Source organism: Mesobacillus sp., assembly GCF_047739415.1.
Lineage (GTDB): Bacteria > Bacillota > Bacilli > Bacillales > Cytobacillaceae > Mesobacillus.
On record NZ_JBIQOE010000107.1, the window covers coordinates 13,065 to 29,605 of the forward strand.

12 protein-coding genes are annotated in these 16,541 nt (G+C 46.2%); 2 read left to right on the top strand and 10 right to left on the bottom strand.

Going from position 1 to position 16,541, the window contains the following annotated elements:
- Nucleotides 1–49 precede the first annotated feature (49 nt).
- Nucleotides 50–268, top strand: a complete 219-nt coding sequence (locus tag ACH0QE_RS08770; protein ID WP_023615349.1) for a spore germination protein — start codon at nt 50–52, stop codon at nt 266–268.
- Here the strand turns inward: ACH0QE_RS08770 and ACH0QE_RS08775 are convergent.
- From ACH0QE_RS08775 to addB, 3 genes are all read right to left on the bottom strand, one after another.
- Nucleotides 265–573 carry an HNH endonuclease gene (locus tag ACH0QE_RS08775; RefSeq protein ID WP_415800321.1) on the bottom strand — a complete coding sequence of 103 codons (309 nt, stop codon included), beginning with the start codon at nt 571–573 and terminating at the stop codon, nt 265–267. The genes ACH0QE_RS08770 and ACH0QE_RS08775 overlap by 4 nt on opposite strands.
- A 459-nt stretch (nt 574–1,032) precedes the next feature.
- Nucleotides 1,033–4,830: a helicase-exonuclease AddAB subunit AddA gene (addA, locus tag ACH0QE_RS08780; RefSeq protein ID WP_415800322.1), complete on the bottom strand. Its 3,798-nt coding sequence runs from the start codon at nt 4,828–4,830 to the stop codon at nt 1,033–1,035.
- Complete coding sequence (gene addB, locus ACH0QE_RS08785; protein WP_415800323.1) at nt 4,823–8,398, bottom strand: helicase-exonuclease AddAB subunit AddB; 3,576 nt, start codon at nt 8,396–8,398, stop codon at nt 4,823–4,825. Before addB ends, addA begins: the two co-directional genes overlap by 8 nt.
- A gap of 235 nt (nt 8,399–8,633) precedes the next feature.
- On the opposite strand from addB, the gene ACH0QE_RS08790 reads away from it, so the two are divergent.
- The gene (locus tag ACH0QE_RS08790; protein WP_415800324.1) at nt 8,634–9,800 is read left to right on the top strand and encodes an MFS transporter; all 1,167 of its coding nucleotides are present in this window, start codon (nt 8,634–8,636) and stop codon (nt 9,798–9,800) included.
- A gap of 90 nt (nt 9,801–9,890) precedes the next feature.
- On the opposite strand, the gene ACH0QE_RS08795 is transcribed toward ACH0QE_RS08790, so the two are convergent.
- The 7 genes from ACH0QE_RS08795 to ACH0QE_RS08825 all read right to left on the bottom strand — a co-directional run.
- Complete coding sequence (locus tag ACH0QE_RS08795) at nt 9,891–11,414, bottom strand: acyl-CoA synthetase (RefSeq protein ID WP_415800325.1); 1,524 nt, start codon at nt 11,412–11,414, stop codon at nt 9,891–9,893.
- A gap of 202 nt (nt 11,415–11,616) precedes the next feature.
- Entirely contained in the window at nt 11,617–11,952 is a 336-nt protein-coding gene (locus ACH0QE_RS08800) for a hydrolase (protein ID WP_415800326.1), read from the bottom strand.
- 802 nt (nt 11,953–12,754) lie between these two features.
- Complete coding sequence (gene fabG, locus ACH0QE_RS08805) at nt 12,755–13,495, bottom strand: 3-oxoacyl-ACP reductase FabG (protein WP_415800327.1); 741 nt, start codon at nt 13,493–13,495, stop codon at nt 12,755–12,757.
- A gap of 12 nt (nt 13,496–13,507) precedes the next feature.
- On the bottom strand, nt 13,508–14,410 hold the full coding sequence (locus ACH0QE_RS08810) for an alpha/beta fold hydrolase (RefSeq protein WP_415800328.1): 903 nt from the start codon (nt 14,408–14,410) through the stop codon (nt 13,508–13,510).
- A 2-nt stretch (nt 14,411–14,412) separates the two neighbouring features.
- Nucleotides 14,413–15,426: a 3-oxoacyl-ACP synthase gene (locus ACH0QE_RS08815; protein ID WP_415800329.1), complete on the bottom strand. Its 1,014-nt coding sequence runs from the start codon at nt 15,424–15,426 to the stop codon at nt 14,413–14,415.
- Nucleotides 15,427–15,484: 58 nt separating this feature from the next.
- On the bottom strand, nt 15,485–15,664 hold the full coding sequence (locus ACH0QE_RS08820) for a hypothetical protein (RefSeq protein WP_415800330.1): 180 nt from the start codon (nt 15,662–15,664) through the stop codon (nt 15,485–15,487).
- Nucleotides 15,664–16,541, bottom strand: an 878-nt coding sequence (locus ACH0QE_RS08825; protein WP_415800331.1) for a branched-chain amino acid ABC transporter permease, incomplete at its 5' end; no start/stop codon positions are given. The genes ACH0QE_RS08825 and ACH0QE_RS08820, both read right to left, overlap by 1 nt.

Below are 16,541 nucleotides of genomic sequence, written 5' to 3' on the forward strand. Positions count from 1 at the left end.
ATAAATAGGTACAAAAAAGACTAAACAAAAGCAGAAAAGGATGTTTTCAATGCCAGCAATAATAGGTCCTGTGCAAATATTGAATGTAGGCGGCGGGACGGTGCAGTTTGGCGACACGCTGTTCATCTCGCCAAAAAGCAATTCAAAAACAGTCGCTGGGCAGGGTGGGTTCAATACAGGCGGATTCATTGTAACGAACAATGGTTTAAGTGCCAGCAATGTCCTAGATGCCAACCTGATTGACCAGCCGACAGTAGGAAATAACTAGCGACTATTTCTTTTTCGCGCATTAGATTTTGTGATTTTCGGCAGCCTTGTAGAAGGCTGCTTTTTTATCCATTTCAAAAACTTCTGCAATTCAGGATGGGAGCGAAGCCGAGCAATCGTGTTCAAACTTGTTGCAAGCTCTTCATTCGTGAAAAGAGCATGAATCTGTTTATGACAAGGGACACATAGATTGGCTGTTGGCATGAAGGTGCCTCCCATTTCTTTAGGAGTCAGATGGTGGACTGTCACCTCAACCTCTTCACGGCAGCATAATTCACATGTTGCTATTTGATTTTTTTTAGCCACTCGATAATCCCTCCCTTGTAAAATGAAGTCTCTTTTTTCTATGATTGCATCACGTAGCTCCGACCGAAATCATAGCTTTCTTACTGGTCAGGTGCTACTTAGCTTTATTGGTTACCTCATTTCCGGGATTTCTGCTTTTTAGGGCGCCAATACACTCTATTGGTTACCTAATTTCCAGGATTACTGCTTTTTAGGGCGCCAATACACTCTATTGATTACCTAATTTCCAGGATTTCTGCTTTTTAGGGCGCCAAGACGCTCTATTGGTTACCTCAAATTCGGATTTTCTGCTTTTCAGGGCGCCAATGCTACAAAGGGGTTCCTACACAAAGCTTACTACGATTATCATGTCATCTAAGTTACAACCAATACAATGTCGATGGAGCATGTTCCTGAGAAAATTAATATAAAAAAACCGGCAGGATTATTATTCTCATCCCACCGGTTTTAAACATTACTTTATAGCTGATCTAGTTCAAGCAGATGCCCTCCGTCGAAGAAATAAAGGTACTTCTCCTCAACCGGCTGCTTCCACACTTGTTCGATTGCTTTGGCATACAGGCTGATTTGGATACGATAGCGTTCTTCCAGAATCGGCTTGGCTTGTTCGAAGCCGCCTTTGTAGCGGTCATGAATGCCATCCGTTTTAAAATCAAGGAGGACTGTTCCTTTTTCATCCTGGAAAATGCAGTCGACTACCCCCTGGATAAAAATCTGCTCGTTCTCTCCCTGCCAATCAGGATATACCTCTTTAGAAGGTAATGATAGATAAAAAGGGACCTCCCGGCTGACTTTTTCCGCAGTCAACAGCCGTTTGCCAATGTCTGTGTCAAAAAAGGCAAGTATCCATTTCTTCTCTACAGCATCGCGTTGCTCAGGGAAAAGCAGCTCCTTCTCCACCATCTTCTCCAGCTGGAACTCAAGTGAAGCTTCAGTTACTGGCTGTTTAAGATCGATATGCTGCATGACCATATGCATCGCCGTTCCCCGTTCTGCAGGTGTAAGCTTTTTCTCCTGCATGAATCTTGGCCTGTTTAGGATTGGTTTTGAAAACCTCCTGATAATCTGTGTATCGCTCTCTTCATCCCTGGTTTCGTGATTCCGTTTCAGTTCGGTCACGGACTGTTTGGAACGATGGTTCGCCGCTTCCTTGAAGTGATAATTCCATGAAAGCTGCATGTTCACAGTTTCTGCCAGTGCAGATTCTTTGTTCACAAGTTTACCTGCTGCAACAAAGTCCATCAGGCTTTCGTGCTCTTCGGTTTTTTCGTCACCATAAGAAGCTATTTCTTCCGCTTTGATTGTTTCAATTTTCCAGCGGGAAGGATGGCAGGTAATTTCCTCACCAAGTCCCGGATGAAGAGAAACCTCACTTCCCTTGATGCTGTCACAATCTTGGTGGCGGATCACCGCGGGGCCAATCCAGTCGATATAGCCCGAAGCTGAAGCCCTTGAATATTCATCCAGCAGCCAGTCCGGATGGCTTGCCTCGTCCTGCCACTTGCTGATCGTTTTCTCGGCATCCTTGACCGATCCTATCAAGTAAAGCTTTTCCTTTGCCCGAGTCAGGGCAACGTACAATACTCTCATTTCCTCAGCTAGCATTTCCATCTTATGCTTGCGCTTGAAGGCTAACTGCGGCAAAGATGGATAGGAAATTCGCTTCTCGGGATTGATATATTTTGCCGCGAAACCAAACTCTTTATCGAGCATGTAGAATTTCTTCAGGTCCATTGTATTGAAATTGCGGGCCAGGCCGGCAACAAAAACTACCGGGAACTCTAGGCCCTTGCTGCTGTGGATCGTCATGATCCTGACCACATCTTCCTGTTCTCCAAGAGCCCTGGCTGCACCAAGGTCGTCGCCTCGCTCCCTCATCCGCTCAATGAATCGCAAAAAGCGGAACAGGCCGCGGAAACTCGTGGCTTCATATTGTCTCGCGCGATCATATAGTGCTCTCAGGTTTGCCTGGCGCTGCTTGCCTCCTGGCATCCCGCCGGCAAAATCGAAGAAACGGGTTTCTCTATATAATTGCCAGATCAAATCAGAAACTGAACCCTGTCTTGCTGAAGTTCTCCAGCTCTTTAAACTTTCAAAAAAGCGACTTGTCCTCTCATGCAATCCTTCATTTTCCGGCAACGGCTTTTGAAGGCAGAATGCTGTCAATGCCTCATAGAAGGAACCGCGTTTCTGGCTGACCCTGATGATGGCAAGCTCTTCTTCATCCAGCCCGACAATTGGAGATCTTAGGACGGCAGCAAGAGGAATGTCCTGATAAGGGTTGTCGATCACTTTCAACAAGGAAATCATGATTGCTACCTCTGTTGCCTGGAAATAACCAGTAGACAGGTTTGCGTAAATCGGAATGCCCTGCTGCTTGAACTCCTCCATGATTTGCGGCGCCCATGTCATCGAGCGGAGGAGGATGACGATATCACGGTAATTGACAGGTTTTGAAGTCTTTGTTTTTGGGTTGTAAACACCCCTGCGCTCTTCTACCATATCCTTAATATGCTTCGCCATCAGCCTTGCTTCGAGCTGGGATTGCTCCAGGTCGTCTGCGTCGAATTCATTTGCTGCCGTTTCACTATCTTCCCCAGGATCACTTTCTGATGATGGACCTTCGCTTTTATCTATCAAGAACAGCTCCACAGGGAACTCGTCATCCTCAGGATAAGGCGCTCCTTTTTTCAGCTCGGCATTCTCATCGTAATGGATCTCGCCAACCTTGACGCCCATGATTTGCTTGAATAAATAATTGGTCCCTTCCAGAACCTCTCTGCGGCTCCGGAAGTTCTTGGCCAGGTCTATTTTCAATCCTGTGCCTTCCCCATTAGATGTAAACCTGTTGTATTTACCCAGGAACAGATTAGGCTCAGCAAGACGGAACTTGTAGATCGACTGCTTTACATCGCCTACCATGAACAGGTTTCCTGATACTTCTCCTTCAGCTGTCACAAGCTGGAGGATCGCTTCCTGTACCATGTTCGTATCCTGGTATTCATCCACTAGCACTTCCTTGAATTTACTGCGATAGGCGATTGCCGCCTCTGAAGGTTTCGATTCACCTGCAGGCAATGCTTCCGGATCCGATTTTGCTGTGAGGATTTCCAATGTATAATGCTCAAGATCCGAGAAATCGACGAGTCCGCGCTCCTGCTTTACCTCTCCAAACCGGTGCGAGAATTCTTTTACAAGATCAATCAGGACAGCGATCAACGGCTTCATTTCCTGCATATCCTTCAAAAAACTTTCAGGTTTTCTTGAAAATAGTTCCCCTCGCAAATCCTGGACGATTTTCTTTGCCCTGTCTCGCAGTTTGGCCGCTTTATCGACAAGATCCTTGTTGAAATCATCGCCGCGGCATGTTTTCGCCCTGCCAAAATTGGCAAGCTGGATAGACTCATAAAGCTCTGCCCATGATCGGTCTTTTGCAGCAAGCAAAGTATCAATTACATGAAGGTCTTCGGTAAAATTAACCGCCCTTGGCGCGGGCCCTCCAGGCATTTTGGTAATCTCCATCCCTTTTTCAAGAAGCTGTTTCGCTCCCTGGATCTGGAGCTCAATATCCGCAATAAGCACTTTCATAAAGGGAAGATCCTCAATCGCCGTGCTGCCTGCTGCATCATACATTGAAACAATTGAATCAAGATAGGCACCCGGAGAGGGATTAGATCTGGCGAAATCAAAAAGGTCGACAATGATATCCTTTAACCCTTCATCGCTGCGGTCATTCGTGAACGCATCCACCAGGTTGAAAAAATCCTGGTTATCTGCCTTTCCGTATTCTTCTTCGAATAGATCCTCAATCACTTCATCCCGAAGCAGCTGCCCTTCGGTTTCATCAGCAATCCTGAAACCAGGGTCTACATCGATCAAGTAATAATACTTTCTGATTACTTCAAGACAGAAGGAATGGAGTGTTGAAATAGACGCTCTGTTCAACAGGCTAAGCTGCTTTTTCAAATGGGTTGAAGCTGGGTTGCTGTCGATCGCTTTTTCGAGCGCTTCCCCAATCCTATGGCGCATTTCAGCTGCGGACGCATTAGTGAATGTCACTACGAGCAGTTCATCAACATCCATTGGATTACTTTCCGAAGTGATTTTCTTGATGATTCTCTCAACAAGCACCGCAGTTTTTCCCGATCCTGCAGCCGCTGCGACAAGGATATCCTGCCCCGAGGCCATGATCGCCTTCCACTGATCCTCCGTCCAGGTTGCCCCTTCCGGTACTGGCGGTATATTTGTTTTAGCCAAGATCCTCTTCCTCCTCTCCGACTGATGCTAGAATATCCAATTTCTTGATTTCTTCTAATCTATCATTTACTCCTGGCAAGCCATCGTTCGCCTCAATCCCCTGATCTTGGCGGAGCGACGCTAGCAAATCTTCTTTTTTAATGACTGGAAGCTTCCTGAAATCATTCGATTCCACTCCCTGGTCAAACTGGCAGACTGGCTTGAAAGAACAGAATGTACATGGTGCCCTGTCTTTAAGCTTATAAGGCGCAACATCGACGATACCGCTGACGATCCTGTTACCAGTCTCCACATACTTATGGCGCACAAATTGCCGCAAATGGTCAAAGTCTTCCTTGCTGGCCACTTTTGAGCTTTTAAGCAGACTTCCATCCTTTTTAAAACCTGCGGAAATAATCTGCGAACTGCCTGTATCCAGACCCTTGTCCATCATCCTGATGACATTCTCATCGCTGAGCAGCAAGCCATTCATTTTAAAGCGTTTGAGGATTTCCTCTTCTATTTCATCAAGAGTCAGCATTTTCGATGCGTTGACAATAGGGTTATGGACATGGAAATACAGGACTCCTGCTGGGTCAGCAGTCTTGCCGACCAACAGTGGCGAATGAGTGATGATGATGTCCAGGTAGGTGAGCATCTGAAGGGCCACACCAAAATAAACCTCCGTCAAATTGACATCCTTCACGCTGGATTTATAATCGACGACCCGCAGGTACATTCCCTTGTCGTCTTCTGCTTTATCGACGCGGTCAATCCGGCCCATCAGTTCCATCCTGGTGCCATTTTTAAGCGAAAAAGCAAGCGGCGGCAGTTTCCCCTGGCGTCCGAAGCCGAGCTCCAGACCTACCGGTGAAAAACCGCTGACCTTGGCATGTTCACTTAAAACAAGTGAAGCGCGGCTGATGATATTCTGCAGCTTCTGCCTGATATAATGATGCCTGTTCGAACTCATCAAGATCTCATTCTGGAGTTTAGGAGCCAGCTTTTGGACTGCATCCCTTGCCAGTTCTTCCGCCTGGGCTCTTGTAAGCTGGGCCCAGCTGAGATTTTGCTGCATCACTGTTTCGGCAATTTCCTTCAACGCAGCATGGAACAGATCACCGATATCCGGAGCCTCAAGACGGAAGATCTGCCGGTCACGCAGCTTCAAGCCATGCTGTACATAGTGCGAGAATGGGCAGCTATTGAACAATTCCATCCTTGAGACGCTTGCCTGGATTTCATCACCGTATAGCTCCTTCGTGACTTCTTCAGACAACTGCTTCGTCCTGTTTTCGTAAAATAGGCTTGAAAGAACCTTGCGTGCAGTATCAGCCCATTGATGATTTTTTAAATAATAATCGTACACATCCCACCAAAAATCATAGACTGGATAATTGCGCTTCTTCAACTGAAGCTGGGATGTCAAATAGGACAGAGCAACGTTTTCGCCAGCTGCGTACTCTATTTGTTCGTCTTCCGGCAATTCAGATGGATCTGGCAGGAAGAAGTGCGATTGATGTTCAGGGAAGAGGTCAGAGATCCTCTTGATGAAGGAAGACGGCATCAAAGCCTTCCCTTCTTCATTGGCGATCGGGTAACTGATATACAGTTGTTCCGACGGCGTCACAAAAGCCTTATAAGCAATAAAGTTTTCATCCAGCAGCTTCGTTCGGCTGCTCGGAGCAAGCTTAATGCCTTTTGACTGCAGAAGCTCCCGGTCATCATCCGCAAAAATTCCTTCCTCCGTCATCTTCGCCGGAAGGACACCTTCATTGACGCCGATGACAAATGCAACTTTAACATCGGCAAGCCTTGTCTTTTCAAGGTCGGCAACCAATATTTGATCAATTGCCGGTGGAATCAGGGAGAATCTGAGTGATTCAAAACCAGCATCAAGAATTGAAACGAACTGTTTTGGTGCAACCTTGGTGTCACCAAGCATCTCAACGAACTGGTCAAGAAGGTTGATTATTGCATTCCAGGCTTGCTCATGCTCCCTCGCCTCTACCAGCCTTCCTTCCTGTTCAGCTGCCATTCTCCACGCCTCAAGCTTTGCCGGAATATCAAGCTCTTCCATAAATAGATAGACTGCTTCTGAAAGCTTCCTTCCCGTGTCAGCACGCTTCAAGCGGCGTGCCATGCGCAGCAGCGGAGAAGTAATCAACATCCTCAGGTCATTCAGTTCCTGTTCTGTCTGTTTTTCTGCATCCGTCTGGGCCACACCGTCATACTCCAGGCCACGAATCCTCCGGTATTTCCAACGTTCTTTTTTCGTCCATTTAACCCCTTGGATTCCATATGCAAGTACATAGTTCTCCAGCACATCCATCTGTTCGCGCATCTTATTCAAATTAACGCCCTCCGGGAACAGTAAATCAGTTTTTACAGCCCGGAAAATCGGTTCATAACGCCAGTTCCCCAATACCGTTTCAAGGCTGGAGCGGACTAGTTCAATCAATGGATGATGAAGCATATTCCGCTTCTGGTCGATAAAGTAAGGAAGTCCATAATCATCAAAGATCGTTTCAAGCACTTCGCGGTATTCGCTTCCTCTCATCAAAACCGCAATATCCCGGTAACGGTAGCCCTTATCCCTGGCAAGTCCCAGAATCTTGCGCGCAACTCCTTCAAGTTCCGCCCTTCTGTTGGCAGCCTGGGCGATATGGATCGCAGCCGCACCGTTATATTTAACGGCAGGCCTGGAATCAAATTCACTTTCAAGGTGTTTAAGGGATTCATCCTTCCAGCGTCTCTGCTCTGTCAACACGACGTCTTCTTCCAGTTCATAGCCTTTTGTCTTAATCATGTCATACAATGTTGAGCAGGTTTCTCCAGTTATCCTGAATAAATGCAGTTCGTCAGGCTGAGCATCTTTAAAACCCTGGTCGACGGGCAGCGCAATCGTCACTCTTTTACAGGTGCCAATAAGCTGGTCAATAATCATCAATTCAAGGGGAGTGAAGCTGTAAAAACCATCGATGTATACTTCCGCATTTCTCAAATATCCGGAGGCAGGGATTTTCTCGGCAAGCAGTTTAAAGTAATCCTCTGAATCGATATATTTGCCGAATAATTCATCTTCGAATTGACGATAGACTAGCTCTAGATCATGGATTTTGTCCTTCAGCGCTTTATTGCCTGCGGAGCTTGCCGCCATTTTTCCAGTGAGCTCATCTGGGTTGATCGCATAGCGTTTGAACTCGATCAGCATCTGCTCCATCTGCTGGACAAAACCATTCTTATCCGCTGCCTTTTGGAAAATTTTCAAGTCATCTTTTTTATCTTCAATGATTTTGCGAATCATCATGCTGATCCCGACGCTGTCCAAATGCTGGCGAGTGTAACCGCCTGTTTCCTGCAGGACTCTCCAGGCAAGGCGCGGAAAGCTGAAAACCTGCGCTCTGATCATCCCCCCAAGCTCAGGGTCAGTGGACAATCTGTATTCGGAAAGGAATGACATTTGTTCAGGGACAAGATAAACAACAGGATCTCCCTGCGGGTCGGAAATGAGCCTGTCCTTGATTTCATTTATGATCATCTCGGTCTTGCCGCTTCCCGAGCGCCCGAGTACTAAACGTACAGACATCTAACTTCCCCTTTCTCTCTTAAAATATCTATCTCTTATTATGATCGTATCATTTTATAAATCGAAAAAGGCGCTTCTTTTCAATGCGCCTTTTCATACCAAACGATTGTTCTATATATCATTCATTATACCTTTTTTTCAGGCCATTTTGGAAGCAGGAAGCCCGTTAATTTTTCCCAAAACAACCTGCAAGATCAGCGGTGTCTGCATATGTTAGTGGTGGCAGGTGATATACATGAAATCCATGTCCTTTTTTCACAAGGCTTCCATCCTTCTGACAATTTGCGCCATCATGGTTGCAAGCAACATTTATACGCTGATTCCCATTTACTCTGTTCTTGCGGATGACCTATTGATCCCCGAATCCCACGTTGTCCTCGCCGGAGGGCTGTTTACTTTTTTCTATGCCTGCGGACTGCTGTCATTCGGGCCGGTTTCCGACTCCACAGGCAGGAGGAAAATTCTTGTTTTCGGACTTTTGGCATCTGCAATAACCACACTGTCTGTCGGCTTTTCTGCTGGTTCCGTCACCCTGTGGATTGCCCGTTCGCTGCAGGGGGTCACTCTGGCTACGTTCGCTTCAGTTGCTTTCGCCTACTCCTATGATGTATTCAATTTTCGGCAGAGAACCATTCTGGTTGTGCTGATTAATACTGGATTTTTAATCGCAGGGATCTTCGGGCAGGTTGCCAGCGCCTTTCTGGCAGATATTTTCACCTGGAACAGTGTCTTCTATTTCTTCTCCGCACTATATTTCATTCTATTTGCTGCTGCTTTTTTCCTGCTGAAAGAATCACCACCGCCTGCGACAGAAAGCAAGCCTTTATGGAGTATCTTTCTTCAATTGCTAAAAGAGCCACGCCTGATGAAATGCTATAGTATTACGTTCTCGCTTTTGTTCGCGATTATCGCCTTCTATGATGCAATTGGACGTTTTTTCGATGGTCCTGCATCAGACCTGTTGATGATCCGGCTGGTTGGATTGATTGGAGCTTCTCTTTCCCTTTTCACAGGGAAACTGATCGATCGCTGGGGTGAGCTGCGGACATTGATGTTTGGCTTGGCTATCGGGTCAACAAGCGCTTTTATGCTGCTTTTCTTTCATACCACCGGTGCTTTGATTATCTTTTCCATCTTTTTTGTTTCATCGATTTCACTCGTCATCCCGACCGTCATTACCTTGATCGGCTTTTACGGCAGCAGCCATCGCGCCAAAGCATTGTCACTCTATTCATTTATCCTGCTGACTGGTGCCAGTCTCGCTCCGCCAATTGCTGCACTGCTGCCATTCAGCGGAGTCATGATTCTGTTGTCTTCACTCTTCTGTGTTAATATTGTCCTTTGCGTTTCGATTCAAAAAAGCGCAAGCGCCTCGGTCAGCCCCGACAAGCGCTGGTGCTAGACAATTCTCGAAGTGAGAAATTTATATTTCTGTTACTGTAAAAAAAGGCATTCCAGTCAGCAAGCGCTGGCTGAAATGCCTTTTTCTTTTTTAACTGACGGGCTTATCGGAAGCAGCCAGTGCGACTTTTTTCAGTTGTTTTTTATCAATTTTGCCTACATGCGTTTTCGGCATCTGGCTGATTGTCTGGATTACCTTAGGGATTTTATATCCGCCGAGCTTCTGCCTGCAATGCATTTTGGCTTCCTGCTCCCCCAAAACCGCTCCTTCTTCAAGAACAATGAACGCAGTCACGACTTCTCCCCATTTTTCGTCCGGAATGCCGACCACAGCAGCCTCGCGAATCAAAGGGTGCGCACAGAGCCAGTGTTCGATTTCGAGGGGATATACATTTTCACCGCCTGTGATGATCATTTCTTTTTTTCGGCCAACAATGTAGTAGTAGCCGTCTTCATCCTTTTTTGCAAGGTCGCCTGTGTGAAGCCAGCCATCCTTCCAGGCATGATCGGTCGCAGTTTCATTTTTCCAATAATAGGAGAATGCATGCTTGCCTTTGATTGCAAGTTCTCCTACCTGGCCAGCAGGGACTTCGCTTTCGTCTTCATCCAGGATCTTGATGGAATGGAACAGCATCGGCTTGCCGACTGATCCTCTTTTTACATTTGCCTCTGAAGGATCTATGTAAAAATTATTCGGGCCGGCTTCTGTCAGTCCATACCCCTCCTTAAAGGCGATACCCTTCTGTTTGTAGGCTTCGTAAATCTCAAGCGGACACGGCGCACCTCCAGATAAAAATAATTTCATATCCAGAAATTCCGCTTCAAGGAACTGTTGTGATTTTACAAGCATATGGTGCATCGTCGGAACGAACAGGACGATTGTGCTCTTATACTTTATTAGATTTTCAATCGCTTTTTCAGGGGTAAAATCGTTGGCCAGCACGACCTTTCCTCCTGCCATCAGGATAGGAATTGATAGAGCGTTCAAACCGCCGGTATGAAATAAAGGTAAATACGTAACTGTCGTGTCCTCATGCGTCAGATTCCAGCTAGTAATCGTGGAAATGCTATTCCAGATGATTGCCCGATGTGACAGAACCGCTCCTTTGGACTTTCCGGTGGTCCCGCCAGTATAAATCATCGCCAGAGGATCTTCCTCATCCAAATCTATTTCATGCATTTCACGCTGGCCCGCAAATTGCTCAATCACCCTCGAGAATCGGGTACCATTTATTTGAATACAGCGGTCTTCCTCTCCCCAGATCGTCGTCACTTCTTTTGTGAAATTTGAATGGAACGCAAGGAGCGTGGGTTCACAATCTTTTATAATAAAGGCTAATTCATCGACAGACAGCCTCCAGTTCAACGGCACGAAAATGGCACCAATCTTACCACAGGCAAACAACAAATCAAAATAACAAATTCCATTTGGCGCGAGCAAGGCTATTCTGTCTCCCTTTTTAACCCCATTTGAATCCATCCACGCCGCGATTGCTTTAGCCCGATCGTTGACTTCCCTGTACGACCAGTCCTGACCAGTCCCTGCATCGGCAATCGCAGCGGCCTCTGGGGTCAAACTTGCTCTTGCTTCAAGCCAATCGAGCTCCCACCTCACCGCAACCTCTCCCTCTCTCGTCATGATGGATTTATTTTAAGAAATGGGAGTTACAGGATAGTTACATAAAGACAAAAAGCGCAAGCTCCATGGTCTGCCACGACAAGCTGTAGCTTATATTAAAAAAATCATGTAGTTATCCACAAAATAATACCTGCTAAAAAACAAAAGACACCACAGCATCAGCTATGGTGTCAAAATTTTATATGCCACTTAACTCTTCTTCCGTAAATATCCCCATGCTTTTCACATGGTTCCTGGCTTCAGCATCACCCAGTTTGTAGACCATCGCGTAAATTTCCTTTATCGCAAAGTCATATTCAGCATGTTCACTGTCTGGGTCCTTGAAAGGATGCAGATGGGAATTTCCGTATGTTGCCCAGTCAGCTTTATAGTTTATCTCCAGGTATTCGCGCAGATCTTTTATTTCTTCACCTGTTGCGATCAACGTGAATAAATGGCCCTCAGGCTCGGCTGGCGTGTCCAAAACCTCGCCGCTTTCTATATTAAAGTAGTACTTCTGCTTTGTTTCTTCCATGTACAGCACCTCATCCTTTTTTATTACCATTTACCACTTTTGGATTGAAGTTAACCTTAAAGTGCTTACGGCGGAAACAAAAGGTTGGATGTGCAATGCATGTTTGGTATTTTAGAGCACCTTCTGGCCAATCGCAGTGGGAACAATTAGTTTTAATACCGGTTGAGGGGATTTATTTACGGTTGTCAAAGTTTTATTTACGGTTGAGATCATTTTATTTACGGTTAGCTCGAATATATTTACGGTTGAGCAAATTTTTTCTGCGGATTTCGAAGTTTTAACCGTAGAGAAAGATTTAATCCCCATTGGGAAAAATTTAATCCTCGTTGACGGAGTTTTTATCCCCGTTCCAGCAGATTTAATCCCCGTTGATGAAGCTTTATTCCCCGTTACAACAGTTCTCCACCCCTTCCTACCCCAAAATAAAAAAGCGCAGCAAGTGCGCTTTCAACGTGGTTAATAAGTTATTTAGTTTTGGATAACTTCATGTAGTTGGCTTAATCCAGCTCCAGCGCCTAGCCCCTCGAGTCGCTTGTCTAGCTGCGGCTCCTAACTCCTCGAGACGTTTCGGTCCTGCCAATGAAGTCAAAGACCGACTTCACTGGCAGGCCCTCCAACGCTTGTCGGAGTTGGGCAGTCGCCTATACTTTTCGATTTCGATCCGCCCAATGAAGTCAAAGAACGACTTCACCGGTCGGCCCTCCGTGGCACACGATGTGCTAGACCCGCCAGCCACAGGACGTGGCGTTTTAAGGCGGGCAGCGCTTGTCGGGGCTAAACAAGGCGCTTGCGCTTTTTGTTTTTACATCATGATCCCCCCATCGACATGGAGAGTCGTGCCGTTTACATATTTCGATTCGTCTGAGGCGAGGAACAAGTAGGCGTGTGCTATGTCCTCTGGTAAACCAAGCCTGCCAAGCGGGACAAGCATTTTCATTTGTTCAATCACTTTGTCCGGCACTGCGGCTGTCATACCTGTTTCAATGAATCCTGGCGCTACTGCATTGACATTGATGCCTTTGCGGCCAAGTTCCTTTGCCCATGTTTTCGTCATCCCGACAACACCAGCTTTTGTTGCTGCGTAGTTTGTCTGTCCCACATTGCCATAGATGCCGGAAACAGAAGACGTATTGATGATTCTCCCTGAACCTTGCTGGGCCATTGCCGGCACAACGGCCTGTGCACAATTGAACACGCCGGTCAGGTTGACATCAACGACTTTTTGAAAGTCCTCTGACGAAAGCTTATGAAGCATCCCATCCCTGGTGATGCCTGCATTATTTATTAAAATATCAATTTTGCCAAAGTGGCCAAGAACGTTTTGAACCAACGAGTCAACACTGGTCCTGTCGGCAACGTTCACCTGAAAAAAAGCGACGTCATAACCTTCTCCTGAAAGCTCTGCTGCACGCTGCGAACCTGTTTCTTCATCAAAGTCTGCCATTGCCACCCTGGCACCTTCACTGGCAAAAGTCTTTGCAGCAGCAAGCCCAATTCCGTTCGCTGCACCTGTAATAATTGCTACCTTATCTTTTAATCGCATAAATACACCTTCCTAATCTGCTAAAAATCCTTCAATATGCTGCAATAGCTGGTCCAGGTCATCCACTAATGGTGAGTGGCCGCAATTTTTCAGTTCTACAAACCTTGCCTGTCCCTCGAAATCCTCGACAATTTCCTCTGCCATCCTTTTAGTGACAACGAGATCCCGGTCACCGCGAAGCACAAGTACAGGGATTTGGATGTCCTTCACCTGGTCCGTTCCCTCTTTCAAACCATTGTTTACAGGACTAATGTTAAAAGTATTAAGAGAATGGTAGACTTCAGCCAAGTTACGCTGTGTCAGCATATCATCAACATACTCGTCATAATGCCCTTCTCCGGGCTGACGATCGGTATAAATCAACATATTCCACATTGCCTTTAAAAATCCTCTATTCTGCTGGTCATAGGCCGTTTGGACGGCAATCGTTTTACCGGCATCCGCCTTAACATCCTCATAAGTAACCAGCCGGTTGTTAACATCCGGCATACCTTCTGCACTAGTTCCGAAAAACGGATATCCTCTTGTCGATGCAGAAGCGAGCAGAACAAGCTTTTCACAATAACCTGGATAGTCAGCGGAGAATTGCATTCCAATCGCTCCTCCCGTCGACCAGCCAACAAGTGCAAAATCCTTCAAACCTATTTCATCTACAAACATCTTTACATCATCAGAAAAATCCTTGATGGACATGATTGGCTTATGATAGCTGGACTCACCAAATCCCCGCAGGTCAACCGCAAAAATTTTATATTCAGGATCTATCTGATCAATCAACAAGTCCCAGTGTTTTGATGATGTCATGTTTCCGTGGATCAAAAGAACATTTTTTGTTCCGCCATCCCGCTCTCTATACGCGATTGTTTCCCCATTCTGCAAATCAACTTTCTTCAATTCCACCGCCGTTTTTTCCATTACTACACACCCTTTCCCCAACGAATGGTTGTTGCGCCCCATGCATAGCCAATCCCGGCACTGACAAGAACAGCTACATCTCCGTCCTTCAATTTCCCTTCCTTTTCTGCCAGTTCAAGCGACAGGATCTGGTCAATCTGTCCAATGTGTCCATAGTCTTCGAGATAGATAGAGTTTTCTTCCACAAGCCCTAGCTCCCTCAATACAAAATCATGTGCTGAACGCTTCATGTGTAACATTCCGACGTAGGAGATATCCTTTTCGGAAAACCCGCTTTTTTCAATGGACCGAGTGATGACCTTCAGGAAATTAGCCATCGACTTTTGCTCCAGCCTCTCCTTCATTCCCTGAGGGTCGAGAACATCCAGCTGATATAGCCCGCGCTCAAGATTTTCTGCCGAAATTGGATTTTTCGTTCCTCCAGCAACAACGACGACATCCTCGGAAAAAGACCCATCCGTAATCATTTCTGTTTCCAGCAGCACGTTCATCTGATGGCCCTTTTTCAATAAAATTGCACCGCCTCCGGCCCCGAGATTGTACATGAACCGTGTTCTGGGATTCTGGTAATCTATAAAATCACCATTGCGATAGCCTCCAGCGAGGAGGACGGTATTGATCGCCGAATCAGAGAGCATCATCCCTTTCGCAAGCTTGAGGGCCATCACAGTCGTTCCGCATCTTAACGCCGTATCGAATGCCCAGGCATTCCTCGCACCGATTTCCTCCTGCAGCTTGATTCCGGCTGTCCATAATGGATACTCCTTGTATTCCTCGCCAATATAGATGACAAGGTCAATGTCCAATGGATCCATGTTTGCTTTTTCCAATGCAATTCTCGCGGCTCTGATTCCCATCTCACATGTATGGTCACCCGGGCCAGGCACTCGCTTTTTCCTGATTCCCATTTTTTCTTCCACAACTGCTTCGGGAATTCCTGCCAACCGGGCAATTTCCGCTCCTGTGACGTAGTTTTCAGGAAGGTAAATTCCCGTACTGACAATGCCAATTTGCATCTTCTTCCCCCCTTTAAGAAAAATCACAAGCGCTGGAGTTGGACGGTAAAAACCAACTCTATGAGTCTCCAACAATTTCTTTAATATATTCCATTGCCGACTCGACGGAATCAAACACGGCTTCCTTTTCTTCCTGCACATGCGTCACCTTGACTCTCCAGTATTTTCTGCCGCTGTCCATTTCGATGTCCGCGAGCTGGAAACGAAGTACGAATGAGGTAACTTGCTTTGTTTCCATCACGAATCTCCCTGGCTGACAGCCTCTGATTCAACCGGGACTGAAGCTTTCTTTTTCTTTCTGAATTTCAGTTTTTGCAAGGAACCGACGATGCCCATTGGGAAGAACATGACTGCGAGGATATAAATGATTCCGAAAAAGATGATCCATCTTTCGAATATCCAGTGAACCTTTGCCAGCTCCGTCAGCCAGTGGTGGGAAAACTCGATGATTCCGGCGCCGATGATTGCCCCGACAAGCGTCCCGACTCCGCCAATGATCGTAATCAGCAAGGCATCAAGTGTGATATCCATTGTAAAAACACTTGTATTAACGAATCGTAAGGAAACAGCATATAAAATCCCCGCAATACCAGCGATGACTCCCGATACGACACTGGCAATAATTTTATATTGTAAAACGCTATATCCGAGCGATTCTGTCCGCTGTTCATTTTCCCTGATTGCCTGGAGGACTCTTCCGAGTGGGGAATTGGTGAATCTTTTTAATAAAATGAATACAATGACCATCGAACCAAGGCATATCAAGTAAAAATCAGTCCGATCCTTCAAAAAATCCGGCACCCTGAAAGTGAAGCCATCATTTCCATAAGTAACAGTACGCCATTTTTCAGCGAGTACTAAAAACAATCCGGCGAATGCCATCGTCAGCATCGCGTAAAAATGGCTTTTCAGCCGCAGTGTCAAAAGCCCGACGAAATAACTTACCACTGCAGTCAGCAGAATCGTTACCAGAACAGCCAGCAGAAAGTAGCTTGTTTCTGGTTCAAACCTTTTCATAAAGACACCAACCGTATAAGCCCCAATGCCGAAGAACATCGCATGGCCGAACGAGACGATGCCCGTATATCCGAGCAGGATATCATAGCTCATCGCCA